Annotated in this window: 31 protein-coding genes and 1 pseudogene; 25 read left to right on the forward strand and 7 right to left on the reverse strand. The window is 63.8% G+C overall.

Going from position 1 to position 24,743, the window contains the following annotated elements; all coding sequences use genetic code 11:
- Window positions 1–89: 89 nt before the first annotated feature.
- The 10 genes from BLU15_RS02790 to BLU15_RS02830 all read left to right on the forward strand — a co-directional run bounded on the left by BLU15_RS02790 (window position 90) and on the right by BLU15_RS02830 (window position 6,337).
- Window positions 90–1,676 carry an acetolactate synthase large subunit gene (locus tag BLU15_RS02790; protein ID WP_090294211.1) on the forward strand — a complete coding sequence of 529 codons (1,587 nt, stop codon included), beginning with the start codon at window positions 90–92 and terminating at the stop codon, window positions 1,674–1,676.
- Between the two features lie 284 nt (window positions 1,677–1,960).
- Window positions 1,961–2,197: a helix-turn-helix domain-containing protein gene (locus BLU15_RS02795; protein ID WP_034792964.1), complete on the forward strand. Its 237-nt coding sequence runs from the start codon at window positions 1,961–1,963 to the stop codon at window positions 2,195–2,197.
- Window positions 2,198–2,743: 546 nt separating this feature from the next.
- A complete protein-coding gene (locus BLU15_RS02800) occupies window positions 2,744–2,953 on the forward strand; it encodes a cold-shock protein (protein WP_034792962.1) in 210 nt (69 codons plus the stop codon).
- A 126-nt stretch (window positions 2,954–3,079) separates the two neighbouring features.
- Window positions 3,080–3,355, forward strand: coding sequence for a hypothetical protein (locus BLU15_RS02805; RefSeq protein ID WP_060605329.1), 276 nt, complete (start codon window positions 3,080–3,082; stop codon window positions 3,353–3,355).
- A gap of 47 nt (window positions 3,356–3,402) precedes the next feature.
- Window positions 3,403–3,639 (forward strand): 30S ribosomal protein S21, encoded by a 237-nt coding sequence (gene rpsU, locus BLU15_RS02810; protein ID WP_034792958.1) that lies wholly within the window; start codon window positions 3,403–3,405, stop codon window positions 3,637–3,639.
- Between the two features lie 43 nt (window positions 3,640–3,682).
- Window positions 3,683–3,904, forward strand: a complete 222-nt coding sequence (locus BLU15_RS02815; RefSeq protein ID WP_060516031.1) for a hypothetical protein — start codon at window positions 3,683–3,685, stop codon at window positions 3,902–3,904.
- A 221-nt stretch (window positions 3,905–4,125) separates the two neighbouring features.
- Entirely contained in the window at window positions 4,126–4,464 is a 339-nt protein-coding gene (locus BLU15_RS02820) for a hypothetical protein (protein ID WP_113189788.1), read from the forward strand.
- 304 nt (window positions 4,465–4,768) lie between these two features.
- The gene (locus tag BLU15_RS40615) at window positions 4,769–4,891 is read left to right on the forward strand and encodes a hypothetical protein (RefSeq protein ID WP_255380515.1); all 123 of its coding nucleotides are present in this window, start codon (window positions 4,769–4,771) and stop codon (window positions 4,889–4,891) included.
- A gap of 170 nt (window positions 4,892–5,061) precedes the next feature.
- A complete protein-coding gene (locus BLU15_RS02825) occupies window positions 5,062–5,976 on the forward strand; it encodes a pyridoxal-phosphate dependent enzyme (RefSeq protein WP_090294213.1) in 915 nt (304 codons plus the stop codon).
- A 115-nt stretch (window positions 5,977–6,091) separates the two neighbouring features.
- The gene (locus BLU15_RS02830) at window positions 6,092–6,337 is read left to right on the forward strand and encodes a hypothetical protein (RefSeq protein ID WP_090294215.1); all 246 of its coding nucleotides are present in this window, start codon (window positions 6,092–6,094) and stop codon (window positions 6,335–6,337) included.
- Between the two features lie 106 nt (window positions 6,338–6,443).
- Here BLU15_RS02830 and ilvC read toward each other — a convergent pair whose 3' ends face one another.
- Both ilvC and BLU15_RS02840 read right to left on the reverse strand, forming a co-directional pair.
- Window positions 6,444–7,463, reverse strand: a complete 1,020-nt coding sequence (gene ilvC, locus BLU15_RS02835; protein WP_034792899.1) for a ketol-acid reductoisomerase — start codon at window positions 7,461–7,463, stop codon at window positions 6,444–6,446.
- Between the two features lie 179 nt (window positions 7,464–7,642).
- On the reverse strand, window positions 7,643–8,290 hold the full coding sequence (locus tag BLU15_RS02840) for a TetR/AcrR family transcriptional regulator C-terminal domain-containing protein (protein ID WP_034792897.1): 648 nt from the start codon (window positions 8,288–8,290) through the stop codon (window positions 7,643–7,645).
- A gap of 160 nt (window positions 8,291–8,450) precedes the next feature.
- On the opposite strand from BLU15_RS02840, the gene BLU15_RS02845 reads away from it, so the two are divergent.
- The gene (locus tag BLU15_RS02845) at window positions 8,451–9,029 is read left to right on the forward strand and encodes an AAA family ATPase (protein WP_090294217.1); all 579 of its coding nucleotides are present in this window, start codon (window positions 8,451–8,453) and stop codon (window positions 9,027–9,029) included.
- 24 nt (window positions 9,030–9,053) lie between these two features.
- On the opposite strand, the gene argS is transcribed toward BLU15_RS02845, so the two are convergent.
- A complete protein-coding gene (gene argS, locus BLU15_RS02850; RefSeq protein ID WP_090294218.1) occupies window positions 9,054–10,757 on the reverse strand; it encodes an arginine--tRNA ligase in 1,704 nt (567 codons plus the stop codon).
- A gap of 385 nt (window positions 10,758–11,142) precedes the next feature.
- Complete coding sequence (locus BLU15_RS02855) at window positions 11,143–11,991, reverse strand: LysR family transcriptional regulator (RefSeq protein WP_034792878.1); 849 nt, start codon at window positions 11,989–11,991, stop codon at window positions 11,143–11,145.
- Between the two features lie 177 nt (window positions 11,992–12,168).
- Here BLU15_RS02855 and BLU15_RS02860 point away from each other — a divergent pair, with 177 nt between their 5' ends.
- The 8 genes from BLU15_RS02860 (at window position 12,169) to BLU15_RS02895 (ending at window position 19,179) form a co-directional block, all read left to right on the forward strand.
- Window positions 12,169–12,777, forward strand: a complete 609-nt coding sequence (locus tag BLU15_RS02860; protein WP_060516024.1) for a cysteine hydrolase family protein — start codon at window positions 12,169–12,171, stop codon at window positions 12,775–12,777.
- 176 nt (window positions 12,778–12,953) lie between these two features.
- Entirely contained in the window at window positions 12,954–14,291 is a 1,338-nt protein-coding gene (locus BLU15_RS02865) for an efflux RND transporter periplasmic adaptor subunit (protein ID WP_090294221.1), read from the forward strand.
- A gap of 19 nt (window positions 14,292–14,310) precedes the next feature.
- The gene (locus tag BLU15_RS02870; RefSeq protein ID WP_090294223.1) at window positions 14,311–16,254 is read left to right on the forward strand and encodes a MacB family efflux pump subunit; all 1,944 of its coding nucleotides are present in this window, start codon (window positions 14,311–14,313) and stop codon (window positions 16,252–16,254) included.
- Between the two features lie 91 nt (window positions 16,255–16,345).
- The gene (locus BLU15_RS02875) at window positions 16,346–16,768 is read left to right on the forward strand and encodes a hypothetical protein (RefSeq protein ID WP_090294225.1); all 423 of its coding nucleotides are present in this window, start codon (window positions 16,346–16,348) and stop codon (window positions 16,766–16,768) included.
- A 105-nt stretch (window positions 16,769–16,873) separates the two neighbouring features.
- The gene (locus tag BLU15_RS02880; protein WP_090294226.1) at window positions 16,874–17,299 is read left to right on the forward strand and encodes a hypothetical protein; all 426 of its coding nucleotides are present in this window, start codon (window positions 16,874–16,876) and stop codon (window positions 17,297–17,299) included.
- Between the two features lie 166 nt (window positions 17,300–17,465).
- Complete coding sequence (locus BLU15_RS02885) at window positions 17,466–17,864, forward strand: hypothetical protein (protein WP_034792862.1); 399 nt, start codon at window positions 17,466–17,468, stop codon at window positions 17,862–17,864.
- Between the two features lie 44 nt (window positions 17,865–17,908).
- Window positions 17,909–18,607, forward strand: a complete 699-nt coding sequence (locus BLU15_RS02890) for a Type 1 glutamine amidotransferase-like domain-containing protein (protein WP_060582755.1) — start codon at window positions 17,909–17,911, stop codon at window positions 18,605–18,607.
- Window positions 18,607–19,179, forward strand: a complete 573-nt coding sequence (locus BLU15_RS02895) for a nucleotidyltransferase family protein (protein ID WP_060605356.1) — start codon at window positions 18,607–18,609, stop codon at window positions 19,177–19,179. The genes BLU15_RS02890 and BLU15_RS02895 overlap by 1 nt, the downstream gene beginning before the upstream one ends.
- Window positions 19,180–19,244: 65 nt before the next feature.
- On the opposite strand, the gene BLU15_RS02900 is transcribed toward BLU15_RS02895, so the two are convergent.
- On the reverse strand, window positions 19,245–19,469 hold the full coding sequence (locus BLU15_RS02900) for a YjiS-like domain-containing protein (protein WP_060582753.1): 225 nt from the start codon (window positions 19,467–19,469) through the stop codon (window positions 19,245–19,247).
- Between the two features lie 113 nt (window positions 19,470–19,582).
- Here BLU15_RS02900 and BLU15_RS40810 point away from each other — a divergent pair.
- The 3 genes and pseudogenes from BLU15_RS40810 to BLU15_RS02910 form a co-directional block, all read left to right on the forward strand.
- Window positions 19,583–19,717 (forward strand): annotated as a pseudogene (locus BLU15_RS40810) (LysR family transcriptional regulator); the annotation flags it as partial.
- A 46-nt stretch (window positions 19,718–19,763) separates the two neighbouring features.
- Window positions 19,764–20,501: a LysR family transcriptional regulator substrate-binding protein gene (locus tag BLU15_RS02905; protein ID WP_309139226.1), complete on the forward strand. Its 738-nt coding sequence runs from the start codon at window positions 19,764–19,766 to the stop codon at window positions 20,499–20,501.
- Between the two features lie 126 nt (window positions 20,502–20,627).
- A complete protein-coding gene (locus tag BLU15_RS02910) occupies window positions 20,628–20,819 on the forward strand; it encodes a hypothetical protein (RefSeq protein ID WP_060582751.1) in 192 nt (63 codons plus the stop codon).
- Here the strand turns inward: BLU15_RS02910 and BLU15_RS02915 are convergent.
- Entirely contained in the window at window positions 20,816–21,091 is a 276-nt protein-coding gene (locus BLU15_RS02915; RefSeq protein ID WP_060582750.1) for a hypothetical protein, read from the reverse strand. The two genes, BLU15_RS02910 and BLU15_RS02915, sit on opposite strands and share 4 nt — an antisense overlap.
- A 251-nt stretch (window positions 21,092–21,342) precedes the next feature.
- Between BLU15_RS02915 and BLU15_RS02920 the strand changes: the two genes are divergently transcribed.
- Both BLU15_RS02920 and BLU15_RS02925 read left to right on the forward strand, forming a co-directional pair.
- Window positions 21,343–22,092 carry an SDR family oxidoreductase gene (locus tag BLU15_RS02920; protein ID WP_034792821.1) on the forward strand — a complete coding sequence of 250 codons (750 nt, stop codon included), beginning with the start codon at window positions 21,343–21,345 and terminating at the stop codon, window positions 22,090–22,092.
- Between the two features lie 234 nt (window positions 22,093–22,326).
- On the forward strand, window positions 22,327–22,746 hold the full coding sequence (locus BLU15_RS02925; RefSeq protein WP_090294228.1) for an NUDIX domain-containing protein: 420 nt from the start codon (window positions 22,327–22,329) through the stop codon (window positions 22,744–22,746).
- A gap of 73 nt (window positions 22,747–22,819) precedes the next feature.
- Here the strand turns inward: BLU15_RS02925 and BLU15_RS02930 are convergent, their stop codons facing one another.
- The gene (locus BLU15_RS02930) at window positions 22,820–23,272 is read right to left on the reverse strand and encodes an Lrp/AsnC family transcriptional regulator (protein WP_034792802.1); all 453 of its coding nucleotides are present in this window, start codon (window positions 23,270–23,272) and stop codon (window positions 22,820–22,822) included.
- Window positions 23,273–23,391: 119 nt separating this feature from the next.
- On the opposite strand from BLU15_RS02930, the gene BLU15_RS02935 reads away from it, so the two are divergent.
- Entirely contained in the window at window positions 23,392–24,387 is a 996-nt protein-coding gene (locus BLU15_RS02935) for a nucleoside recognition domain-containing protein (RefSeq protein ID WP_090294229.1), read from the forward strand.
- Window positions 24,388–24,743: the final 356 nt, after the last annotated feature.

Genomic DNA, 24,743 nt, shown 5'->3' on the forward strand with positions numbered 1-24,743 from the left:
GGTGCTGCGACGGGTGGCTCGCCATGCCCCGGTTGCACCGGCGCAAGTTGCCGCTATCATGCCCTTGAGGGCCATCGAGGGATACGCGCATGGGAGAAGGCGGCCAGGGATTTCGCACCACCGGCGCGGATGTGCTTGTCGATACGCTGCTTGCAAACGGCGTCGACGTCTGTTTCGCCAATCCCGGCACCTCGGAAATGCACTTCGTCGCGGCACTCGACCGCAAGCCGGAGCTGCGCTGCATCCTCGGCCTCAGCGAAGGCCTCGTGACCGGCGCCGCCGATGGCTATGCGCGCATGGCCGGGCGCCCGGCAGCGACCCTTCTGCACACCGGCCCTGGCCTTTCCAACGGCCTTGCCAACCTGCACAACGCCCGCCGCGCCCGGGCGGCTGTCGTCAACATCGTTGGCGACCACGCCTCCCATCACCTCCCGCTCGACGCACCGCTGACGACCGACATAGAGAGCTTGGCCGCGCCGATGTCGAACTGGGTCCGGCGCGTGAAGGATCCGGCTGACGTCGGCCCCACCGTTGCCGCCGCCGTTCAGGCCGCGCTGACGCCGCCGGGTGTCGCCACCATGATCCTGCCCGCCGACGCCGCCTGGGGAACGCTTGCCCTTGCCACCGCGCCACAAAAGGCGCCCATCGAAGCGCCGCGGCCGGCCAGCGCCGAGACGGTGGGCGAAGTGGCCCGCCTGATACGTTCGAATCCTCAAGGGGTCGCCATGGTCGTCAGCGGCGCTGCGGCGCAGGCCGATGGCCTTGCCGTTGCCGGGCGGATCGCGGCTGCGTGCGGCATCCAGCTTTTCAACGAGGTTCTGGTCGCCCACACCCAGCGCGGCCGCGGACGGGTCGCGCCGGCGCGCATCCCCTACCCGATCGACATGGCGCTCGCCACGCTCAAGGACGTCCGCGTTCTCATCCTTGTCGGCGCGCCCGAGCCGGTCGCCTTCTTCGCCTATCCCGGCATGCCGGGCCGGCTGGTGCCGGAGGGCTGCACGGTCGCAACCCTTGCCCGCCATGGCGAAGACCTGAAGGCGACGCTGGAGGCGCTTGGCGACGAACTCGGCGTCAGCCCGACCGGGCCGCTGCCGACGGCAGGCACCCCCACCGACACCGGCGAGCCCTCGGGCCCGCTCACCGAAGACGCGATCGCCGTCATCGTCGCGCACAAGGTGCCGGAGGACGCAATCGTCTGCGACGAAGGGGTCACATCGGCGCGGCGCTTCTTTGCCCTGTCCGCCTTCTCCGCGCCGCATGACCTCATCATGCAGACCGGCGGCGCGATCGGCGACGGTATCCCGCTTGCGACCGGCGCGGCCATCGCCTGCCCCGATCGGAAAGTGATCTGCCTGCAGGCCGACGGCAGCGCCATGTACAACATTCAAGGCTTGTGGACCCAGGCGCGCGAAAACCTCGACATCGTCACCGTCATCTTCTCCAACCGCACCTATGCCATCCTGCATGCCGAGATGCGCAATGTCGGCGTCGGGGAGATCGGCACCAATGCGCGGCAGATGCTGAACCTCGACAACCCCGCGCTCGACTGGGTGTCGCTTGCCCGCGGCCTTGGCGTCGAAGCCGCCGTTGCCACCTCATGCGAGGCCTTCGCCGCGCTCTTTTCCGCAGCGCTGTCGCGGCGCGGACCGTTTCTGATCGAGGCGCGCCTGGCGTGAGTTTCGGCGCCGTTTTCGCAGTCCTTGGGACGGCGATTGGCGAGCAGCCGCGGTACCCCGGATCGCCCGGAAAAGGACCGTCCAGCACCCGATAATCACAGGGTAAGATATTGATATAAGTAGTCTTTTTACAAAGATTCGGGCGCAAACTTGCGCCTGCGGACTTCTCGCTTATATTAGCGACGCCCTAGGTTCGCACTCATCTGCCTTGAGTCGCATTTCAGTTTTGGGCCCCCTTCAACCGGCAGCGTTCTTTGCCGGTGGACCAACGAAGGAGACACTTCATGTCCTTTAAGAAAGACCTAACCAAGGCTCCAGGCGCATCTCTGTCCCGCGTCAAAATCGGAGCCGCCATCAAGCGTTCGCGTGAAACCGCCGGTTATTCGGTTGACGATCTGTCGGTCACGACAGGCCTGACGGAAATTGAAATATCCAAGATCGAGCTCGGCGCCGATACCGATCCCGCCAAGCTGCAGCGCATCGCCGCCGCACTGCAGGTCTCGCCGCAGACCTTCACCTGAAAAGCGGGGGCGGTGCGCGACAGATACGCGTACCGCCGCCTGACCTCCCCTGCCACCGCTGTCCGGCGTGTTTCCTTTACCCCGTAGCCGATTAAAGGACAAAAGCATGCAGGATTTCAGAGTTCTGCAGCGACCTTCGCCCGTCTGACAAGACGCCCGGCGCTGTCGGGCGCGATGCGGAAGGCCAAGCCAGACTTCTCCCGACAGCAATCACGCAAATGCACCGCCTCCAAAGCGGTCGCGCTGTCGGCTGACCCATGCGCCATATTCAGTCTCCATCGGCAGGGACCGAGCGTTCAATAGAAAGAAAAATAGCGGCACGAAAACCCGCATTTTCAGGCCTTTGACAAGGCTTATACAAGGACGGGAAAATAGATAATTTAATATTTTCATTGAGTTTCAAAAAGTATCGTCTATATATCAACTCATCGAATATTGCTTGTGACCTTTGACACAGCGCTTATGCGCGGCCAGATCTCCTCTCAAATATCGATCACCGCCAGAGAAATATTTTCTGGCAAACTCCACGATTGAAAGGAAATCGTCATGGCTTCGGGCACTGTAAAGTGGTTCAACAGCACCAAGGGCTTCGGCTTTATTCAACCGGATGACGGCAGCACCGACGTGTTTGTCCATATCTCCGCAGTAGAACGCGCTGGTCTGCGCTCGCTCGCCGACGGTCAGAAGGTGACCTTCGACGTCGTCGCCGACCGCAAGTCGGGCAAGAGCTCGGCCGACAATCTGCGCGCCGAATAATTTGTCATTCGCCCTTCTCTGACCACGGATGTACTGGCAGGAAAGGCTTGAATGACGGGAAGAGGTCGGGGAACAACCCGGCCTTTTTGCATCTTTGGCCCCTTCACTTCCGATATGGAGCTCGTCATGAGCCGCACGGCCTGCGAGATCGGCGACAGGGTCAAACTGAGGGCATCCGCCACACAGTCGGCCTTGATCAGCCCCTTCGGCGTCATCGTCGGCCTTTTGCCCACGGAAGATCGCGGCGAGCCCCGCTTTCGCGTACGGGTCGACGGTGAGACATTTGAACGCTCGGTCCTTGCGACCGACATCGAACACGCCGAGACCGCCACACCGGACCCCGCTCAGGCGGAAGCTACCGGCCCCTGGCTCAAGAAACTGAGCGCCAAGCGCGGCAGATAGGCGCATGCGCCTCGCCCGCGCTGCAATCGACAACAGGAGAACATGTTTTGCAGGTACTCGTTAGAGACAACAACATCGACCAGGCTTTGCGCATTCTGAAGAAGAAGATGCAGCGCGAAGGGCTTTTCCGCGAGTTCAAGGCCCGCAGCAGCTATGAAAAGCCGTCGGAAAAGCGCGTGCGGGAAAAGGCGGAAGCCGTCCGACGCCAGCGCAAGCTGGCGCGCAAGAAGCTGCAGCGCGAAGGCCTGCTGCCCAGCCCCAAGAAGGCGGCGCGCACGCGCTGACCCCTCTGGGTCGGCAGCACCCGCCCGTTTCAGGAGACAGGTCATGACGCCCAACGCTAACGCGGCATTCAAGCCGGCCAAGACCTCCGCGAGCGACAAGGCGGCCGCAACCGATCATACGGCGAGAGCCATCGTTGCGGCTGAAAAGATCGCCCGCGACAAGAAGACCGAAAAGCTCAAGGCGCAACGCCTTGAGCGCGCCGCCGCCGAACCGGCCGCGGAGGTGTCCGCAAGCAAGCCGACCCGGAAATCGCGCCGGTCCTGACTGACACAGAAACCACACCCTCCTGGCCGCCGGCAACGGGCGTCACCCTGAGGTCACCCCAGCACGGTCCACCCGAGACGGAAAGACGCTCCGGGGGTAGAATTCCTGGAAGAGCGCCTTGCGCGCTCGCACGCATGCGCCACGCAAACGACAGTTCCCATCAACAGGAGGGGCCTATGTCATCCGCAGAGCAGCATCCACTGATTCCCTCGGACCTTGCCATGCTCGACGGCGTGCTGCGGCGCGCGGGCTTTCACCAACATGTCGACCTTGATGACCAGGAAAGCCTCCGTCTTGCCGCCGTCTTTCTGATCGGCAGGTTCCAGGCGGGCGTTATCACCGCCGATGCCCTGCTTTGCGAGCTTCAGGGCCGGAGCGGGCAGCGCACTCCGCGTCAGATTGAAACCGCAAATCTCGAACAGTGGGAGAACGATGGCGGCGCGCCGCAGAGGCGCAGCGCCGTTACCCGCTACACCGGCGCCCGACGCCTCCCCTGGCCGGAGGCCGTGCCGCCCCGGGACCTTGCCTCGTTTGCTCGCAAAGGCCCCAAATCGGGATGAGGCTTGTGTGCTGGAACGCAAAAGGGTGCCGCCAAGGGGATCTTCCTTGTGCCGGACACTTTTGAGGCGCATGGTTTGACGATCGACACGGGCCGACTTGGCTTATCGCGGTGTGAGGGGCTCTCGAGCCGCCATATCCTCCTTTATCGACAGCAGCGCATGCGCGCGTTCGCGCCAAGGCGAGCCGCCGTCTGGCCAATTTCGCGGGCTGGGTAGCCATTGTCGTCACTGCCGAATTGCGGGCACGGCATTTCGCTCGAACGAACGGCGACGAGCCACCGCTTACTCACGATTGGACGAACCCATGTTCCACACGCTGACACACAGACTTCGCCGATACGACTATACCCTGGCGGCAATCAAGGCGTCGCTCGTCCTGTCCCTGCTCTTCGTCGCGTTCGTGACGCTGAGCGGCCTCTTGTGGTGACGGCCGCCGCAAATCCATGATGTTCCGTGAGATGACACGCAGCCATCCGCGGCGGAGTGCTTCCCCATATTGCGCCGACGTGGCGATCGGGGGCAAATTGCCTCACGATTCTCCCTGAGCTCCGTCACACCGGGGCACCCATCGGCATCGCGCCCGCAACGGAACATCTCATGCCACTTCACCTCGAAACTCCGCTGATCGAATCCCTGCCGCTGGGGCTTGCCTCGGGCCGCTCAATCTTTCTGAAGATGGACGCGCTGCAGCCACCGGGTTCGTTCAAGATCCGCGGCGTCGGCGCTGCCTGCGAGCACCACGCGCGCGCCGGCAAGCGGCGCTTCGTCTCCTCCTCCGGCGGCAATGCCGGCATGGCGGTCGCCTATGCCGGGCGCATGCTTTCGATCCCTGTATCCGTCTTCGTTCCCGAAACGACGACCGAGCGCGCGAAGGGCCTGATCCGCCAGCAGGGCGCCGACGTCATCGTGCACGGCGCCGCCTGGGATGAGGCGAATGCAGCCGCCCTCGCCTCCCTCGATGCCGACACCGCCTTCATCCATCCCTTCGACGACCCGCTGCTGTGGACCGGTCACGCGACGATGATCGACGAGGTCGCCCGATCCGGCCTCGCCTTCGATGCCGTGGTGCTGTCGGTCGGCGGCGGCGGACTGTTTGCAGGCGTTGCCGAGGGGCTCGCGCGCAACGGGCTTGGCCACGTGCCGATCCTTGCCGTCGAGACCGACGGCACCGCTTCGCTGGCCGCCTCGATGGACGCGGGCTCGCTGACGGAACTCCCCTCCGTCAGCGGCATCGCAACGTCGCTCGCCGCCCGCAAGGTCAGCGAGCGCGCCTTCGAGCTGAGCCAGACGCGCCCGGTCGAGAGCGTCGTCGTCAGCGACACGGACGCCGCGCAAGCCTGCATCCGCTTCCTCGACGACCACCGCGTGCTGGTCGAGCCCGCCTGCGGCGCCGCCCTCGCCGTCGCCTACGCCCACGCCGACCGACTGGCGCGCTTCGAGCGCATCCTGATGATCGTCTGCGGCGGCGCGACGACGACGGTCGAAAGGCTGCAGGCCTGGCAGGAGTTTTGAACCAAGCGCCCGGCCTCCCGGCCATTGATATCAGGTTGATCTGGAAATCACCTCTGCGCGAACTTATGTCCGGTACGAAACCACAGCGTGTTCCGGCTCGCGGCAGGGAAGGCAGATGCTTGATACGTTCATTCGCCATGCGACGACCACCCTCCGGGTTCTCTGGTGGATGACGATCGTCGGCACGGCGACCAGTTTCGGCACCCTTTACGGCTGGCAGGGTTACGGCTTGGACGGCGCAATCGGCTTCGGTCTGGTTGGTTTCACCGCTGGCGCGGCCTTTGCCGCCCTGTTCCCCGAAATCTGTCTTGAGCTGTTCGGAAGGGTCTTTCTGGGCGTCTTTCAGCTTCTCTGGGATTAGTCTGACCCAATTCCAGGAAAAGCGTGAAGCTATCCGGGAGATGTATGCCAAACGAAAAAAGCCGGAGCATGCTCCCCGGCTTTCTCATTCAACCGTTCGATAAGGCTTAGTTCTTCGCCTTGTCGACCAGCTTGTTCTTGCCGATCCAGGGCATCATGCCGCGGAGCTTGGCGCCGACTTCTTCGATCTGGTGGCTGTCGTTGACGCGGCGGATGCCCTTGAAGCGAGCCGCACCCGACTTGTATTCCTGCATCCACTCGGAGGTGAACTTGCCGGTCTGGATGTCCTTGAGGACGCGCTTCATTTCGGCCTTGGTTTCTTCGGTGATAATGCGCGGACCCGTGACGTATTCGCCCCACTCGGCGGTGTTCGAGATCGAGTAGTTCATGTTGGCGATGCCGCCTTCATAGATCAGGTCGACGATCAGCTTTACTTCGTGCAGGCACTCGAAATAGGCCATTTCCGGGGCGTAGCCGCCTTCGACCAGCGTTTCGAAGCCGGCGCGGATGAGCTCGACGAGACCACCGCACAGAACGACCTGTTCGCCGAAGAGGTCGGTTTCGCACTCTTCCTTGAAGTTGGTCTCGATGATGCCCGAACGGCCGCCGCCGACGCCGCAGGCGTAGGAGAGAGCGAGGTCAAGGGCGTTGCCCGAAGCGTCCTGGTGAACGGCAACGAGGCAGGGAACGCCGCCGCCCTTCTGGTATTCGCCGCGAACCGTGTGGCCCGGGCCCTTCGGCGCGATCATGACGACGTCGAGCGAAGCCTTCGGCTCGATCAGGCCGAAGTGAACGTTGAGGCCGTGGGCGAAAGCGATCGCAGCGCCGTCACGGATGTTGCCGGCGATTTCGGCCTTGTAGATTTCGGCCTGGAGTTCGTCCGGGGTCGCCATCATGATGAGGTCGGCCCACTTGGCGGCTTCTGCTACCGAGAGAACCTGGAGACCGTCGGCCTCGACCTTGGCAGCCGTTGCCGAACCCGGCTTCAGAGCGATGCGGATTTCCTTGGCGCCGGAATCCTTGAGGTTCAGCGCATGGGCGCGGCCCTGGCTGCCGTAGCCGACGATGGCGACCTTCTTCGACTTGATCAGGTTGATATCGGCATCACGATCGTAATAGACGCGCATTGTTGTGGTCCTTCCCGTTGTTTGTCAGTTGCTTCCGCTGCATTACCCGGGAGCTCCGGAGCCCTGCAGCAATTCCTGGTGTCGCAGCGACCTTTGCGCTTCTCTCGAAGCGCGGCGCTGTGACTTTTCTTTGCCGCAGCGACCTTTACGCTTCTTTCGAAGCGCGGCGCTGCGGGCCGTTACCTTTTCGTGCCGTAAAGCGAAAGGAAGGCGGATACCGCCTGCTCCGCCTTGCGGCCAAAACTTTGTCTCATCTCGCCGGCCTCTTCGCCGAGCAGCATCTTCAGATGCCAGTCGGAGACGATCAGCCCATAAAGCGCGCCATAGGCCTCGTCGGCATCGTCGAACGTCAAGAGGCCTGCCTTGCGGCCGGCTTCGAGCAGCGCTGCGGCCCGGCGGCCGATCTGCCGACGCCCGCGTTCCTGCAGCATGTGGCCGAGCTTGGAGCCGTCGCGGCTCGCCTGGCCGATCGCCAGACGGTTGAGCGCCAGCGACACGTCACCGGCGAGAACCTCAAGCAGATCTTTGGCAAAAACGATCAGATGCCGCTGCAGGCTCTCGGCATCGAGCGCGCGGGCGGCAACGTCCTGCGTGCGCACCTTGCTCGCCTGGAAGCCGATCATCGCCGAAATCAGCCCGTCGCGATCGCCGAACCACTTGTAGAGGCTTTCCTTGGAGCAATTGGCAGCACGCGCGATGCCGGCCGTCGTCAGCGCCTTTTCGCCGCCGTCGACGAGAAGTCGCAATGCCTGCTCGAGAACGGCGCCCTGACGTTCCGTCAGCCCCTCCCCGGCATTCGCCTCTCTCATCGCCACAGTCATCTGCACGCTGCCTCGCCCTCGATCAGTACCGTACGGTACGGTTCGCAGTGTTCTAGTGAAGCCTCTCCAGAGCGTCAAGACGATTCTTGCAAAGGGGCGAAATTTCGACGGTGACGGCGCAGAAGCCGCGCCATAGGGTGCGAACCGACGGAATGGAGTCCAACGCATGCAGCAGCCGGCCCTCGGGATCCTGATTGGAGGAAGCTCGCATGTCGGGAAGTCGACACTCGCCAGGGCTCTCGCAAGTTCGCTCGGGCGGGAGCTGATCTCGACGGACGATCTGGGCCGCCATCCCGGCAGGCCCTGGCCGTCGGTCCGTCCTCAGGTCGCCGAGTACTATGCAAGCCTGACCGACGAGACCATCCATTGGTTCCTGAAGGTGCACCACGAAAACATGTGGCCGCGCATCCGCCAGATCATCGAAAGCCGCCTAAAACACGCTCAACCCTTCGTGCTTGAAGGTGCCGCGCTCCGGCCGGAGTATATGGCTCAATTCGAACAAGAGGACATCCTCCCCCTGTTTCTCTACGCGGATGACGCTTTCCTGCGCCGGCGCATGCTGGAAGAATCTCGGCGCGCAGATGTGGACGGGACGAAGGCCGCGATCATCGACAAGTTCATCGAGCGCTCGATCCGCGAAAACAGAGAGATGCTGGAGGCTGCCGGAGCCGTCGACATCCGGTGTATCGATGGCGCGGCGCCCGGCGCACTCGACGCCTTGGTGAAAGAGTTTTCGGCGGCCTGATCACCGAGGTCGGCCAACCGAACGTTACATGCGCCGCACCGGCTCCATTCCAAGAAGCTCGAGGCATTTCCCGATGACCCGTGCGACAAGCCTGCATGTGGCAAGCCGACCCGACGGATCGTCTGCCTTCAGCACCGGGCAATCCGCGTAGAAGCGGCTGAACGCATCTGCCACCTGGTAGGCCCGGTCGGCGATCTCGAAGGATTCGAGCTGTTGCGCCGCCTGCGAAAGCGCATGCGGATACCAGAGACATTCCATCAGCACGGCCCGCTCGGACGGATGGCTGATGGAGACCATCTCGGCTGGAACCATGCCCGCCTCCTCGGCCTTGTCCAGGATCGATGAGATCCGGGCGTAGGCATATTGAAGATAGGGACCCGTCCGCCCCTCGAAGGAGGTCATCCTGTCGATGTCAAAAACATAACCTGTGTTTCGGGGCGTGGAGAGGTCGGTAAACTTCAGGGCGCCGAGACCGACGGCCGTGGCCGCCTCGCCGTCAGTCACCTTTTCCGACGACTTGGCAAGCGCCAGATCGATCATGTCGCCGAGCGATGCGGCCGACCCGTCGCGGGTCTTGAAGGGCTTGCCGTCGCGGCCACGAACGGTGCCGAAGGTCGCGTGCCGCAGTTCGACGCCATCGGCATAGCCTGCCGTCCGCGCCGCCGAAAACACGCTGGCAATATGCAGCGCCTGCCGGTCGTCGGTGCAATAGACGATCTGCTCTGCACCGAGATCGCGCACCCGCTGGCGCAGCGTCGCGAGATCCGTCGTGCCGTAAAGCGCAGCGCCGTCGCTCTTCTGAAGAAGCAGAGGTGGCGCATTGTCTGGAAGTCCGTCACCGGCGACATCGATGACAAGAGCACCGTCGCTCTCCCGAGCGAGCTTGCGGGCAACGAGGTCGGCAAGCATGGGCGCGACTTCGGCATGCGCATCGCTTTCCCCCTTGAACAGGTCGAAATGCGCCCCTAGCACCTCTGCTGTGGCCGAGATCGCGACCAGGGAAATGGCCCGCATGCGCCCCCAGGCCTCGGTCAGGAGTGGATCTCCGTCCTGCAGTCTCGTGGTCAGCATCCGCGCCTGCGCAAGCGACGTCTCGTCCTCGCAGGCCGCATTGCCCGACCTGTAGAGAATGCCAAGTTCATCGACGATCATGGCATCGAATGCGCGGGGATCGATGAAGGGCGCGGGGTCGCCGGCTTTCCATCCGGCGGCCAGGGCCGCACCCAACAGAAGCTTGCCCATCTGCAGGCCCCAATCGCCGAGATGGATATCGGACAGCACGTCGTGGCCGATCTCAAGCAGGATGCGCCGCAGGCTTTCGCCGATGACGAAGGAACGCAGGTGCCCGACATGCAACGCCTTGGCGACGTTGGGTCCGCCGAAATCGATGATGGTGCGCAGCGGCTGCACCTTCTCGGCGGCAAGCGACCCATCGGCCAGCATCGCCGTCGCCTCCGCGGCAACCGCCGCATCCGTCAGCCGGACGTTGATGAAACCCGGCCCGGCGACGGACACCTCCGCGAATTCTTCGCCGCGCGCCGTCTCGGCAACCTCAGCGGCAAGTTCGCGCGGATTCCGGCCGGCGGATTTTGCCAACCGCATCATGTCGTTGCATTGGAGATCGCCGAACTCGGGCCGTGTCGACCGGGCGATGAAGGGTTCGGCTTTAAGGCCGTTCAGTTCATAGGCGCGAGCAAGGGCTGCGAGTGCTGCCGATTTGACGGTCATGGATCATTTCCTGAAATTGCATGAAAAGGAGCGCAAAAGCGTTGAGAGCTTCAGCGTCGTCGTTCTGCAATTTTCGGAACCATGTTCATGGCAAACCTCGAGATTGGAGCCCTTCAATAGTCCGTTCGGTGACCGCTGGCAATGTTATGATCGCCTGCGCCGTCACTACGTTGGTGTGGCTCAGAAGGCCCCCTCTTCCGCCTGACGGCACCCACTCGCCCAACAAGGCGCGCCCGATTTCCCGCTAATCGCGGACCCCGTTCGCGGTGCCGGCAGCATGGCACGTCCCCTATCCCCGCCCGCGGGGAGAGGGTTATTCCTCGGGTTAAACCCGATGAGCGGGGCAATGCCTCTGGACACGCGAACACCACGCCTCAACCAACACCTACTTCCACCCCCGAACCGCCTCTTCGATGAAAGCCGCGACCGCCGCCACGCTCGGCACGCGCGCCCGTTCCGGGTGCATCATCAGATAGACCGGGCGCTCGGCGGCCGCCCCCGGTTCGTCCACCGCCTCGAAACGCGGATCGCGTGAGGCCGAAACCTCCGGCAGCATCAGTTCGGCGCCGAGCGAAAGGGCCGCCTCCATCAGGATCTCCAGCTTGTCGGCCGTCAGCGCCACGCGGGCATCCGGTCTGAGCCGGTCAAGCGCCTGCATCTCCGGCACATGGGCGAGTGCCGGGCCGTAGCGCACGACCGGGCATGGGCCTTCTCCCTGCCCCCTCGGCCGGAACAGGCGGAAACGCAGCGTGCCGAGGCTCTTCACCCGCACACTGTCTTCGCCGGTGCGGGCCATGCGGATGGCGATGTCGGCCTCGCGCCGCTCGATGCTCAGCATCTGGTTGTCGGCAACGAGATCGAGGGTGAGGCCCGGATGGCGCTGTTCGAGGCGGGCAAGCGCCGGCGCCAGGATGGCGCTCAAGACGAAGCCGATGCTGGTCACCCGTACCTGGCCCTGCAGTTCCGCCGTGCGCCGCAGCAGCGTCGCCAGCGACAACGACGCCTCCTCCGAGATCGTCCGAAGCCGCTCGACGACGGGGGAAAGCACCGGCGTCGGCGTCAGCCGGCCGTCGATGCGGTCGAAGAGCGCCGCCCCCACCCGCCGCTCCAGCGCCGCAAGCCGGCGCGACACCGTGGTCTGGTCGACACCAAGCGAGCGCGCCGCCTGGCTGAGCGTCGCACCGCGCACCAGATGATCGAGCAGTTCGAGATCCGCCCATCCCCCTGCATTCACGCAGATAGTCCTCCGAAAAATTCGGATCACTCTGCGCCAACGCAGCCGCTAAGATCAAGCCCATAGACCGACCGCTTCGACGAACCAACGCCAGGGCTACGGCCCCGAAACCACCGCCCGGCCAGGGCTGCCTTCCACCGCCCCCCTGCGCCGTCCGCACAAACAAGGAGCCTTCCCATGTCCGATTCCGCGCCCGCAGCAACCCTTTTCACACTTGCCGGCGTCACGCTCGCCCCGCCGCCGCTTGGCGAAGCGACGCTGGTGCTGATCGACTACCAGAACGAATACCTGGCCGGCCCCGTGCGCCTGGTCGAGCCGGAAGCAGCGATCGAAAAGGCGCGGCAGTTGCTGGTCGCCGCTCGCGCCGCCGGCGCGAAGATCATCCACGTCGCTCATAAGGGGGCCGCCGGCGGCATGTTCGACCGGGGGGCGCACCGCGGCGCGATCGTCGATGCGCTGACGCCAATCGCCGGCGAAGCGGTGGTCGAGAAGATCCGGCCCAACGGCTTTTCGGACACCAACCTTGCCGAAATCATTGGCCCGGCCGGCACGCCGGTGATCTTCGCCGGCTTCATGACCCACAATTGCGTGTCGTCGACGGCCCGCGCCGCCAAGGATCTCGGCTACGGCATCACCATCGCAGCCGATGCCTGCACCACACGCGACCTGCCATCGGCAAGCGGCACCATCTCCGCCCGTGCCCTGCATGAGGCCGAACTTGCCGGCCTTGCCGACCACCACGGCGCGGTCGTCAATGTCGCCGCGCTGATTGCGGCACGCAGCTGAGAGACCCGTCGTTCCCTTCGAAAACGGGCGTCCGCAGCCGCGGGCGCCTTTCTCTTGCCATGCAGATGGCGAAGATTACGAAAATATAATGATCTCAATGCTTTTCGCCGGGTCCATTCGCTTCTATTTTTGAACCTATCCATTTTGGCATCGGCGATGCCGGTTAGGCGCAAGCGATGAACAAGACAGCCAAGACGGCGCGAGCCGACACCACGCCCCGCGACGATGCGGCGCCCAACGTCACCTTCATTCCCGGTGCGGTGAAGACGGTGAAGCGCAGGCGCCGCTCGCGAGCCTGGCTGTGGCTGCCCGTCATCCTCGCCGTCGCCGGCGTCGGCTATTACGGCTGGACGCGCTATGGAGAGAACCCGGCCTCGACCGCAATGGTGACCGAGGTGGTGACCCGCGGCGACATCGAAAACAGCGTGACCGCCGTCGGTACGCTCGACGCGGTCAATTCCGTCGATGCCGGCGCCCAGGTCTCCGGCCAGTTGAAGGCGCTGCATGTGGCGATCGGCGACACGGTCACGCAAGACCAGCTCGTCGCCGAGATCGATCCGGCCACCATCGAGAACCGCATAGAGATCGACCAGGCGGAGCTTGCCAACCTTCAGGCCCAGCTCATTTCCAAGAGGGCGCAGCTCGTCCTCAAGCAGGCCAATATCGACCGCCAGCGCAATCTCGTCGAAACCCGGAGCGTGGCGCAATCGACGCTCGACCAGGCGATTGCCGATCTCGCCGCCGCCGAGGCCGACGTCAACGCCATCGAGGCGCAGATCCGCAAGCAGCAGGCGACCCTTGCCGGCGACAAGGTCGATCTCGGCTACACCAAGATCTACGCGCCGATCTCGGGCACCATCGTCGCCAACCCGGCCAAGGCCGGCCAGACGCTGAACGCCAACCAGACGACGCCGACCATCGTCACCATCGCCGATCTCTCGACCATGACCGTCAAGGCGCAGGTGTCGGAAGCAGACGTCACCCGGCTGAAGGTCGGCATGGATGCCTATTTCACCCTGCTCGGCCAGCCCGGCAAACATTTTGCCGGGAAGCTTCGTCAGATCCAGCCGATGCCGGACACGGCCAACAACGTCGTGCTCTATTACGCACTGTTCGACGTGCCCAATCCGGAAGGCGAACTGATGATGTCGATGAGCGCCCAGGTGTTCTTCGTGCAAGCCGCTGCCAAGAATGTACTGATCGTGCCGAGCGGCGCCTTGAGCCATCCGGGTAAGGGCAGCGGCGATGCCGCCGGCCAAGGTAACGGCCGGCGTGACGGCCAGAGAAACGGAACCGGAAGCGAGCCCCGCAAGGCGCAGGTGACCGTGGTTACGGCTTCCGGCGCGCTCGAAACCCGCGACGTCGAAGTCGGCATTCGCAACCGCGTCAGCGCCGAGATCAGAAGCGGCCTCCAGGAGGGCGAGAAGGTGGTCGTCAGCGCCGGATCGACAGCGAGCGGCAACGCCCGCGACAACCGAAACCAGCGCGGCATGCGCATGCCGCCGATGTTCTGATCCAAGCTCGATAGTGGCCATGACCCCGCTTCTCTCACTCAGGCACGTCAGCAAGACCTATTTCAACGGCGACCTCGCCGTCGAGGTCCTGCACGGCCTGTCGCTCGATATCGAGGCGGGCGAGTTCGTGGCGATCGTCGGCCAGTCGGGTTCCGGCAAGTCGACGCTGATGAACATACTCGGCTGCCTCGACCAGCCGACCGGCGGCGACTACCTGATCGATGGCGAGAGCGTCGCTACCCTCGACAGTGACGAGCTCGCGGCCCTTCGCCGCCGCACCTTCGGCTTCGTCTTCCAAAGCTACAACCTCATCCCGACAGCAAGCGCCAAAGAAAATGTCGAGGTACCGGCCGTCTACGCCGGCATGTCCGCCCGCGACCGGCACGACCGCGCCGAGGCGCTGCTTGAAGCGCTGAAGCTCGGCGAGCGCCTCGACCACCGGCCGGGCCAGCTGTCGGGCGGCCAGCAGCAACGCGTCTCCATCGCCCGCGCGCTGATGAACGGCGGCCGGGTGATCCTGGCCGACGAGCCGACCGGCGCGCTCGACAGCCAGAGCGGCTCCGACGTGATGGCGCTGTTGCGCGACATGAACGAGCAGGGCCACACGGTCATCGTCATCACCCACTCGCGCGAGGTCGCCGAACAGGCCGACCGGCTGATCGAGATCCATGACGGCCGCATCGTCGCCGACCGCGCCAAGAAAGCCCGCGTCAACGCCGAAGGGGCGGCCGCGCTCGCCCGCCATGTCAGCGAAGGCTCGGCCGCGATCGCCGACGTCACCGAAGCGGTGAAGATGGCGTTCCGGGCGCTGAAGGCCAATCTGTTCCGCACCATCCTGACCCTGCTCGGCATCGTCATCGGCGTCGGCTCGGTGGTCGCGATGCTCGCGATCGGTACCGGCGCGCAGGATTCCGTTTTGAGCCGCATCTCGTCGATGGGCTCGGATCTGCTGGTGGTGCGGCCGAGCATGGCGAATTTCCGCGGCAGCGCCGGCGGCAGCAACGTGACGCTGGTGCCCGCGGATGCCGACGCAATCCTCGACGTTCCGAACGTCGCCTTCGCCGTGCCGGAGATGACGAGCTCCGTCACGCTTCGCCGCGGCAATGTCGACTATCAGACCACCGCCAACGGCACCGTACCGCAGTTTACCACCGCCAAATCCTGGAAGATGGCAAAGGGCGAGTTCATCAACCAGAACGACATGGACACCTACGCACCTGTGGCCGTACTCGGCCAGACGGTCGTGAAAACGCTCTTTCCCGACGGCGACAACCCGATCGGGCAATACGTGCTGGTCAACAAGATCCCCTTCCAGGTGATCGGCGTGATGGCGGAAATGGGCGCTACCTCCTTCGGCAACGACCAAGACGACGTGGTGCTGGTGCCGCTTTCGACCGGCAGCATCCGCCTCTTCGGCCAGCGCAACATCCGAACCATCACCGTTCAGGTGAAGGACGGTTCGGCGATCGACATCACGCAGCAGACGATCCAGGCGCTGCTCGACCAGCGCCACAAGCGCCAGGACACGCAGATCACCAACATGTCCTCCGTGCGCGAGGCCTTCACCGAGACCTCGAACACGCTGAAACTGTTCCTCGCCTCGGTCGCCGCGATCTCGCTGCTCGTTGGCGGCATCGGGGTCATGAACATCATGCTGGTTTCTGTCAGCGAGCGTACCCGCGAAATCGGCGTGCGCATGGCGACCGGCGCCCGCCAGCGCGATATCCTGTTGCAGTTCATCATCGAGGCGCTGGTCGTCTCGGCGATCGGCGGCACGCTCGGTGTGGCGCTCGGGCTTGGCACCGGCGCGCTTGCCGGCCAGTTCGGCATGCCCGTTTCCTTCACCCTCGGCCCGGTGGCGCTCGCCTTTGCCTGCGCCTTCCTGACCGGCCTCGTCTTCGGCTTCCTGCCCGCCCGCAACGCCTCGCGCCTGCAGCCGGCGGTGGCGCTGAGCGCGGATTAGGCAAAAGCCACGCTCCTGCCCGCCAGACGATGACAAGTGTCGCGACACGACCCAAGATGGCAGGCATTGCATGCTTGGGGGATGATTTGCGATGTGGAAGGCGTTTGCTGTTTTTTACTGCCTGTTGGCGACGTTCGGCGTCCTGCTTGGCGGCTACATCATGGCGGGCCGGTCAGTGCCGATGTCGACTATCGGCCTTGGCCTGGCTTCCGTGGCCTTCGTGATGGCGTTGTTGACCGCCGTCGGGCTCGTCGCCTACGCCTTCAACCTGAATGCCCCACCCTATGGGCTCTGGCGGCCGCTGGGCTGGCTCATCGGCGTCTATCAGTTGCTGGTGTCGCTGCTCAGCGTCGTGCGGTTCGCACAGATGTTCGCCACCATCCCGGCCGGAAGCGACGTGGGCGTCACGAACCTCATCTGGCTGGTGCTCGGCCTGGCTCTCAACTATTTCAGCTGGCTCGGCGTCTGGCGCTATGGACGGCGCATGGCACAGCAACCGGCGCAAGCGCGGTAGAGGCAAGCGTTGCAGGATCTATTCCAGGCTGGTGCGGATCCTGCGGCAAAACCCCGTTTCTTCTGAGGACGGACGAAGCATTCTGGTTGGGAGATAGGCGTCGCGATGTGGAAGGCGTTTGCAGTTCTCTATGGGCTGCTTTTCATTTTCATGCTGTCATCGGCTTTCGTCACGCTACCCCCTGAAATCGCGGTGCAGCTGTCGTCCGCCGACCGAGCCCTGTTCTATGCGGGCCTGGCCGTGGAATTTGCTGCCATGATAGGCGTCTTTGCCTATGCCTTCGGCCTGAGGGTCCCGCCCTTGTCATTTTGGCGGCCATTCAGCTGGGTTCTCGCCTGCTGGTGTCTCTACACGTTGATGGCCGATGCCTGGGATCTCGTCACGCTCATTTCCAGCCCCCAGCCCGGAGACGAAGGCCTGCTGTCGGCCTCCCTCGGTTTGCTGTTCCTGCTCCTTCTCAGCTATTTCGGCTGGCTCGGCGTCTGGCGCTATGGCCGCCGCATAGAGCAGCAGCCGGCCGCCATGGGCTGACAGCGGAACGTCAGCGCGCCAAGCACTCCGGTGAAAGAATGAGAGAGCGGGCGGCATGCAGGCCGTTTGAGGCGCAAGGCCTTGCGACAACCTCGCCCGCCGAACGATAGACAAGGCGCCCATCACCGCCGAAGCTGCCACCAACGCAGATACAGGATGATTCGCGATGTGGAAGGCATTTGCAATTTTCTACGTGCTCAGCCTTGCTTTCGGCCTGGTCATAGGCGCGACGCTGCTCCTGAGCTTTTGGGACGAGATGGCATACGGGATCAAGATCCTCGGCGGCGTCAGCCTGGTCATGGCGCTGGCAACGGCGATCGGTCTCGTCGCTTACGCCTTTAACCTGCAGGTCCCGCCGTTCGGGTTCTGGCGGCCCTACAGCTGGCTGCTCGGCATCCTTCTCGGCGGCCTGTCGCTGATCAGCGTCGTGCGATTTGCCGGTCAGTTCGAAGGCGGTGACGACCTCACCACTCTGCTCTGGCTTTGCCTGTCGCTTCTCGTCAACTATTTCAGCTGGCTCGGGATCTGGCGTTACGGCCGCCGGGTGAAGGCGATCGCGGGCTAGCCCGAGCGAACCGGGCTATAGCCCTTCGTCACGACAGGAAAGACATGCTCAACCTCGTCCTCTACAGCGACCAGATCGTCTCCGCCTGCTCGGCGATCGACCTCAGGCTTGTGGAGATGTTGGCGGCAGGCGGCGCTGGAAAACGCATCGCCTATGTCGCCTCCGGTCCGGAACGGGACCGCGGCTTCTTCCTTGCCGGGCAGGCCTATTACGGCAGGCTGGGTCTCGATCTCGCGCTGTTCTTCGATCTCGACGAACCGCATTCGGCAGACGACATTGCAGCGCTCTTCGCCTCAGACGCCATTCACCTTGCAGGCGGTCACACCGGCGGCTTTCTCGAACGGCTGAAGCGAAGCGGCATGCTCGGGCCGCTTCGCGACTGGGCACAGTCCGGCGGCATCCTCATCGGCGTCAGCGCCGGCGCCATTCTCATGGCGCCGACGATCGCGACCGATGCGCTCTTCATCGGGCTGGAGCCGGAGGAAATCACCGACGGCGATGCGCTTGATCTCGTGCCCTTCGAGTTCTTCCCGCACCTGAGCGACGACAAGAGCTACCTGCCCGCTCTCTTGCGCTACAGCCTGTCGACGCCGCGACCGATCCTTGCCTGCAACGACGGCGACGGCATCGTCGTTGCAGACGGGCGGATCGAGTGTCTTGGAGATCCTCTATGGATCTCGGCGGGAGCCGCGCGAGCACCGGCGGAAAGCATGCTTCAAGGCTTCATGCCGATGCAGATTTGATGACGGACCTGCAGACTAACATCCTGAAGAGCCCGCTCTTGGCTCCGATCCTCGATCGCTGGGACCGGATTGCCCTGCCCGATGGCTGGCTGGCGGCCGGCGCGATAGCGCAGACCGTCTGGAACCATGCCTTCGCCCTGCCGCCGACGCACGGCATCAGCGATATCGACATCGTCTATTTCGACGGTGACGACCTCTCGCAAGAGGCGGAGGCCACGCATGCGAAGCGGATCGAAGGCCTGTTTGCGGATCTGCCCGTGCGGATCGACGTCAAGAACGAGGCACGCGTTCACCTCTGGTACGAGGAAAAATTCGGCACGCCGATCAGGCCCTATCTATCGGCGGAAGAGGCGATCGCGACATTTCCGACGACAGCGACCGCTATCGGCCTTCGCCCGTCCCAGGGCGGACTGGAGATCTGCGCCCCTTTCGGCCTTGAGGACCTGCTCGCACCGATCGTTCGGGCCAACAAGAGCCAGATCACCCGCGCCATCTACGAGCGCAAAGTGGAACGGTGGCGCGCCCTTTGGCCGGGCCTTGCGATCGAAAGGTGGGACGTGAGGCCGGCTTGAGACGAGACGCCCCTGTCACTGCGGCCCCACCAGTTGTGGTCGGGAACGGCACGCGCGCCGAAACATCACATCGCGCCCGCCCGTGCGGCCTCCGCATGCCGAACGACGACGGCCCCTTCGCGCGCCGGAACCGGCGCAACCTTGCGCCTTCCAAGCTGAGCTTCCGCCTCCGTCAGGCCGATATCCGCCAGATGCTCAGCATCCAGTTCGCGCAGTTGCTGCAATTGCCAGTACCGCGAGCGCGGCGAAGCGACGAGATAAAGACCGAGTTCCCGGATCATGTCGAACATCCATGTTTCTTTTCCAACCATGGACACAGTCTGCGCCTCGACATCTCCTAAAAGAAGCTTAGCATTCCTATTCCACGCATAAGAGAAACTTTGGAAATAAGAGAAACCTGGGCATGAGTGCGCTTGACCTCGATTATCTCAAAACCTTCGCGCTTGTCGCCGAACTCGGCAGCTTCTCGGCCGCCGCCGAGCGCTTGGGCCTGACCCAGCCGGCGGTCAGCCTGCAGGTGCGGGTGCTGGAGAAGCAGCTCGGCGTGCGCCTCGTCGAGCGGGTCGGCCGCAGAGCGCGGCCGAGTGCGGCCGGCGAGGAGCTGCTGGCCCATTGCCGGCAGCATCGAGGCTGCCACCAGCCGGGCGATCGAGGCCGTCGCCCGCCACGCCAAAGGCGTTCTCGGGCGCGTCCGGCTCGGCACCGGCGCCACCCCGTGTGCCTTCCTGCTGCCGCCGCTTCTGGCCGATCTCAAGCGCCGCTTTCCCGATCTAGACATCACCGTGACAACCGGCAACAGCGCCGACATCGTCCGCGCGGTCGACGAGAACCTCATCGACATCGGCCTCGTCAGCCTGCCCGTTTCAGGCCGCATCTTCGAAATCACGCCGCTCTTCGACGAGCGCTTCGTGGCGATTGCGCCGCTCGGAACTGCCCTGCCCGATACCGTCACGCCCGCGATCCTGGCTGAACGGCCGCTGATCCTCTACGAGCCCGGCGCCAACACGCGAAGGATCACCGACGAATGGCTGGCCACCACAGGCACGACCGTCAAGCCGGTGATGGCGCTCGGCAGCGTCGACGCGATCAAGGAGATGGTCGCCGTCGGCCTCGGCTCAGCCCTCGTTCCGGAAATCGCCCTTCGCCCCGGCGACCGGGAGCGGCTGGTGGTGCGGCCCGTCACCCCAACGCTCTTCCGCCGCTTCGCCCTGGTGCTTCGAAGCGACAAGCGACTGGACCGGGCGCTGCGCGAAACGCTCGCCGCGCTGAAGACAACGGCGACTGGACCAGATACGCCCGAGGGCCGGACGCAGGGCCGCTAAAGGCGCCGCAGCGACGACGGGCGGGCTGTCGAACCATGCCAGAGCCTTTACGATGTAGGTCTTGACCTCATCGCTTAGTTTTGGTTTGGCCATTGATCTGTCAAAGTGCAGTCAAAGGAGCAAGCAGTGACGAAGTACGATCCCGACAGATTGAAACTCCGCATCCAGGGACGCGGCCTGAACACATGGAACTGGCAGCTACTGCTTGATGGCAAGCAGCTCATAAAATCCGGAACCATCTCGGGCTCAAGACGCAATGCCGAAGTCGCGGCTGAGGCAGTCTTGCGCGATATGTCAACTGCGCCGGATAAAGACTAAGCGAATAGAAGCTGGCAGGTGCCGCAGGCATGGGCGATCTGCACTCTGGCGATCTCGGGTTTCTGGTTGGCTGTATCGACCATAGCCCGGACGCCGGCAGCATCTGCACCATTATGTCTGACCACGCCGGCGAACGCCTCGGACGTCGTGTGCACGGATGACGAAGACTGGGCGGCCGGGTCGCGGCCGCGATAGTCGGTCAGTGCCGCCTCCGCGGAGATCAGCCGGAAGGCGTCAGGCTTCGCCACCATCGACCAGAGCCGCCTCTTCATGCAGGCCGTGCCGTTGCATTCTCCGTGCCGACGCTGAAGTCGAGGTCCGTCTCGATCCGCGCCGCGCCGCAATGGCGGCTGCCGCCATAGGTCCTCAGCATCCCTTCTTCCCTGCCCTCGTTGTCGGCCCGGACTATGCCATCGGGGCGATTGAGAATCTGCGCCGTCACAATCACCGATCGGAAATCGGGTGGGCGCTGATGCCCGCCGGCAGTAGTCAGGGCGCATCAATCAAGAGAAGGGAAAAGTCCATGACCATGCTGCAAGACAAGATCGTGATCGTCACCGGCGCCTCCTCCGGCATCGGCCGTGCGGTCGCCAGGCTCTTTGCCGCCGAGGGTGCGAAGATCGTCGCCAACGCCCGCGGCGAAGAGCAGCTTGACGCCGTCGTCGAAGCGATCCGCGAGGACGGCGGCGAAGCGATCGCGGTTGGCGGCGACGTCACCGCGGAAGAAACCCATATCCGGCTGGTGGAAGCGGCGCTCAAGCATTTCGGCGGCCTCGACATCGCCGTCAACAATGCCGGCGCGGTCAACGTCATGAAGCCGGTCGCCGAGATCACGTTCAAGGAATGGCAGCAATCGCTTGCCACCAACCTCACCTCCGCCTTCCTCGGCGCCCGCCACCAGATCCCGGCAATGCTCGCGCGTGACGGCGGCTCGCTGGTCTTCACGTCCACCTTCGTCGGCACCAGCGTCGGTATTCCCGGCATGGCCGCCTATGGCGCGGCAAAGGCCGGCCTGATGGGCCTCGTCAAGGGCATCACTGCCGACTATGGCGCAAAGGGCATTCGCGCCAATGCGCTCCTGCCCGGCGGCGTCGACACGCCGGCGGCCGGCAGCAAGGAAAACAAGGAATGGGCGGCCGGCCTGCACGCCATGAAGCGCATCGCCCAGCCGGAAGAAATCGCCCAGGCCGCCCTCTTCCTCTCAGGCCCGATGGCAAGCTTCGTCTCCGGTGCGGCGCTCTTTGCCGATGGAGGGAACGCTGCGGTGAAGTAACGGCAGCTCAAGCGCCGGGGGCAGATTTCCAGTCATGCTCCCGGTCAACCGGCCTTTTCGGTCCAGATAAGACGACGCCTGTCAGAATGGTATAGCCGGAAAACGCCGGGTTGTGTCACACCAGAAACAATCATTGCGAGCGTTGCCAAATTGCAAGATCTTCGGCTTTGCAAAAAATCGGGATTCATCGAAGACGAGAGTTGAGCTTCGCTCAGCAAGCGCAGGGTTTCGCAAATGGCCTTCATCCCCTTCAAGGGTGCAAAAATCGCATTGCTCTTTCAGGGGCTTTTGATTGCCTACCAGCGTGATCAGAAGCCGGAAATCCCCTTCCCCGGCATGTGGGATCTTCCGGGGGGCGGACGAGAGGATGATGAGAGCCCGGTCGAGTGCGCAATCAGGGAGACCCGCGAGGAGTTCGATATCGCGGTCGATCCGGCGTGGATCGTGTGGACGCGGTATTATCCGGCGCAGAATACGATCGCCCCTGGAAGTTACTTCCTTGTTGGCAAGCTCGCAGAGGGTTTCGGGCCTGTAAGGTTTGGCGACGAGGGCCAGCAGTGGGCAATGATGTCGATCGCTGACTTCCTGAAACACCCTGAAGTCGTCGAGAGTTTGAAGAGTAGATTGCGCGATTATCTCGTCGAAAACACTTGATCGGGATCCCGTCGGGACCGCCGGCCCGCCAGCGCCTGTCGTTTCGGGTCGTCCCCCGTGGTTCGGTGTCTTCTCACACCGGTATCTCCGTCGTCTCCTTGCCGGTACGGATCACGAAGGCGGTGTAGTAGCGCGCGACATTGGTTTCCTCGCGAAACAGCCGCTCGGTCAGCGCGTCGAGCTCGTCCATGTCTTTCAGCCGCAGCATCAAAATGGCGTCGGTCTCGCCGCTGACGCTGTAGGCCTGGATCACTGCCGGCTCCTTTTCCGCCATGTCGAGGAAGCGGCGGATATATTGCTCGCCGTGGCGCTCGAGCTCGACTGTGATGATCGCCTTCATGGTGCGACCAGCCTTTGCCGGATTAAGCACCGCGACGATCCGGTCGATGACGCCGGTCTCGTGTAGCCGCCTGATGCGACGCAGGCAACTCGATGGCGAAAGGCCAACCTCTTCCGCAAGCTCGGCATTGGTGCGAGAGGCATCCACCTGCAAGAGCCTCAAGAGCTTGCTGTCGATCTTGTCCATCCCCGTCCGTCCCCCTGTTGCGGTCATTTGCAATTTTATTGCACAAAGGTGCATATTTTGACCACAACTGCGAACGGCCTGGCGTTAGTCCTTGGACAACATCCCAAGGAGAGACAGCCATGACCGTCCTGATCATCCTCTACCGCAAGACCCTTGCTACCCTCGAAGTCTACTTCGATCTGGTGCGCATCATCGTGCCCGTCACCATCGTCACCCATGTGCTGCAGGAACTCGGCGTGATCCGCGCGGTCGCACCCGCCTTCGAGCCGGTAATGACGGTGATCGGCCTGCCGCCCGAGTTTGCCTTCGCGTGGCTCACCGGCCTGCTCGTCGGCATCTGGGGCGCCGTCGTTGTGGTCTTCGCGCTGGTGCCGGTCTCGGAACTGACGACTGCCGACATGACGGTGTTTTCGGCGCTGATGCTGGTGGCCCATGCCATCCCGATCGAACAGCGCATCATCCAGAAGGCGGGCCCAAACTTCCTCGTCACCGCCGCGATAAGGATCGGCGGCGGCCTCATCTTCGCAGCCCTCCTGCATCAGCTCTTCGCCGTCACCGGATGGCTTGCAACCCCGCTCGCCCCCACCTGGATCCCGGCCAACGAGGGCTCCGGCTGGGTCGCCTTCACCTTCGGCACGCTGAAGACGCTTCTGACCATGCTCGTCGTGCTGCTCGTGCTCAGTTGGACGATCGAGATCCTCAAGCTCGTCGGCATCCTCGCATGGCTGAACCGGGGCATGGCGCCGCTCTTTCGCCTTGCGGGCGTCAAGACCGAGACCGTGCCCTTTGCCGCCGTGGGCGTGCTGCTTGGCATTTCCTATGGTGGCGCGCTTCTGATCCGCGAGGCGCGCGAGGCCAAGGTCGAGCCGCGCCAGGTGTTCCTCGCCTGCGTCTTCATGGGCTTTGGCCATAGCCTCATCGAGGACACGCTGGTGGTCGTGGCGCTGGGGGCGGATTTCACCAGCGTCTTCTTCGGCCGGCTGGTCTTTGCCATCGTCGCCACGGCCATCGTCGCCCGGATTGTCGCCTCCGCGCCCGACGCCGTGTTCTTCCGGTCGTTCTTCCGCAAGGACGACTTCAACCTTGCGTCCCCTCAGGCCGAGCTCAACGGATGACCGTGTGACAGGGCGGCGAACGCCGCCCTGTCACATTGAAGCCCTGGTTCACCCGACGAAATTGGGCGTGCGCTACCGGGCGCACGCCTTGGGGCGAGCACCCATCGTTCTAGCATGCCCCTGGATTTTTTAACTGTTACGTACTTACGGGCTTGCCGCTTTTCTGTCTTGCTCCGGCACGCACAACGCAGTGTCGGAAATGCAGTTCGGCCATGCCTGAAACCAGAGCCGCCAAGTCCGGTCGCAAGGACCGGCAGGTGCGCACCAGTTCGGCCATTGCTTTCAGGACTGCACGTGGCTGGAGCCAGAGACGGATCCAGACCGACTGAAAGATCATCGACAATCCCATATCCCAA

Source organism: Ensifer sp. YR511 (assembly GCF_900103045.1).
GTDB lineage: Bacteria > Pseudomonadota > Alphaproteobacteria > Rhizobiales > Rhizobiaceae > Ensifer > Ensifer adhaerens.

Coding starts and splice junctions, on each gene's coding strand:
- BLU15_RS02830 (WP_090294215.1), top strand. CDS start 6,092: ATGCTTGATACGTTCATTCGCCATGCGACGACCACCCTCCGGGTTCTC.
- BLU15_RS02895 (WP_060605356.1), top strand. CDS start 18,607: ATGACGGACCTGCAGACTAACATCCTGAAGAGCCCGCTCTTGGCTCCG.
- BLU15_RS02930 (WP_034792802.1), bottom strand. CDS start 23,272: ATGGACAAGATCGACAGCAAGCTCTTGAGGCTCTTGCAGGTGGATGCC.
- BLU15_RS02845 (WP_090294217.1), top strand. CDS start 8,451: ATGCAGCAGCCGGCCCTCGGGATCCTGATTGGAGGAAGCTCGCATGTC.
- BLU15_RS02795 (WP_034792964.1), top strand. CDS start 1,961: ATGTCCTTTAAGAAAGACCTAACCAAGGCTCCAGGCGCATCTCTGTCC.
- BLU15_RS02935 (WP_090294229.1), top strand. CDS start 23,392: ATGACCGTCCTGATCATCCTCTACCGCAAGACCCTTGCTACCCTCGAA.
- BLU15_RS02790 (WP_090294211.1), top strand. CDS start 90: ATGGGAGAAGGCGGCCAGGGATTTCGCACCACCGGCGCGGATGTGCTT.
- BLU15_RS02915 (WP_060582750.1), bottom strand. CDS start 21,091: ATGAAGAGGCGGCTCTGGTCGATGGTGGCGAAGCCTGACGCCTTCCGG.
- argS (WP_090294218.1), bottom strand. CDS start 10,757: ATGACCGTCAAATCGGCAGCACTCGCAGCCCTTGCTCGCGCCTATGAA.
- ilvC (WP_034792899.1), bottom strand. CDS start 7,463: ATGCGCGTCTATTACGATCGTGATGCCGATATCAACCTGATCAAGTCG.
- BLU15_RS02815 (WP_060516031.1), top strand. CDS start 3,683: ATGACGCCCAACGCTAACGCGGCATTCAAGCCGGCCAAGACCTCCGCG.
- BLU15_RS02820 (WP_113189788.1), top strand. CDS start 4,126: ATGCTCGACGGCGTGCTGCGGCGCGCGGGCTTTCACCAACATGTCGAC.
- BLU15_RS02885 (WP_034792862.1), top strand. CDS start 17,466: ATGTGGAAGGCATTTGCAATTTTCTACGTGCTCAGCCTTGCTTTCGGC.
- BLU15_RS02925 (WP_090294228.1), top strand. CDS start 22,327: ATGGCCTTCATCCCCTTCAAGGGTGCAAAAATCGCATTGCTCTTTCAG.
- BLU15_RS02825 (WP_090294213.1), top strand. CDS start 5,062: ATGCCACTTCACCTCGAAACTCCGCTGATCGAATCCCTGCCGCTGGGG.
- BLU15_RS02880 (WP_090294226.1), top strand. CDS start 16,874: ATGTGGAAGGCGTTTGCAGTTCTCTATGGGCTGCTTTTCATTTTCATG.
- BLU15_RS02900 (WP_060582753.1), bottom strand. CDS start 19,469: ATGTTCGACATGATCCGGGAACTCGGTCTTTATCTCGTCGCTTCGCCG.
- BLU15_RS02920 (WP_034792821.1), top strand. CDS start 21,343: ATGACCATGCTGCAAGACAAGATCGTGATCGTCACCGGCGCCTCCTCC.
- BLU15_RS40615 (WP_255380515.1), top strand. CDS start 4,769: ATGTTCCACACGCTGACACACAGACTTCGCCGATACGACTATACCCTG.
- BLU15_RS02870 (WP_090294223.1), top strand. CDS start 14,311: ATGACCCCGCTTCTCTCACTCAGGCACGTCAGCAAGACCTATTTCAAC.
- BLU15_RS02860 (WP_060516024.1), top strand. CDS start 12,169: ATGTCCGATTCCGCGCCCGCAGCAACCCTTTTCACACTTGCCGGCGTC.
- BLU15_RS02875 (WP_090294225.1), top strand. CDS start 16,346: ATGTGGAAGGCGTTTGCTGTTTTTTACTGCCTGTTGGCGACGTTCGGC.
- BLU15_RS02890 (WP_060582755.1), top strand. CDS start 17,909: ATGCTCAACCTCGTCCTCTACAGCGACCAGATCGTCTCCGCCTGCTCG.
- BLU15_RS02805 (WP_060605329.1), top strand. CDS start 3,080: ATGAGCCGCACGGCCTGCGAGATCGGCGACAGGGTCAAACTGAGGGCA.
- BLU15_RS02865 (WP_090294221.1), top strand. CDS start 12,954: ATGAACAAGACAGCCAAGACGGCGCGAGCCGACACCACGCCCCGCGAC.
- BLU15_RS02800 (WP_034792962.1), top strand. CDS start 2,744: ATGGCTTCGGGCACTGTAAAGTGGTTCAACAGCACCAAGGGCTTCGGC.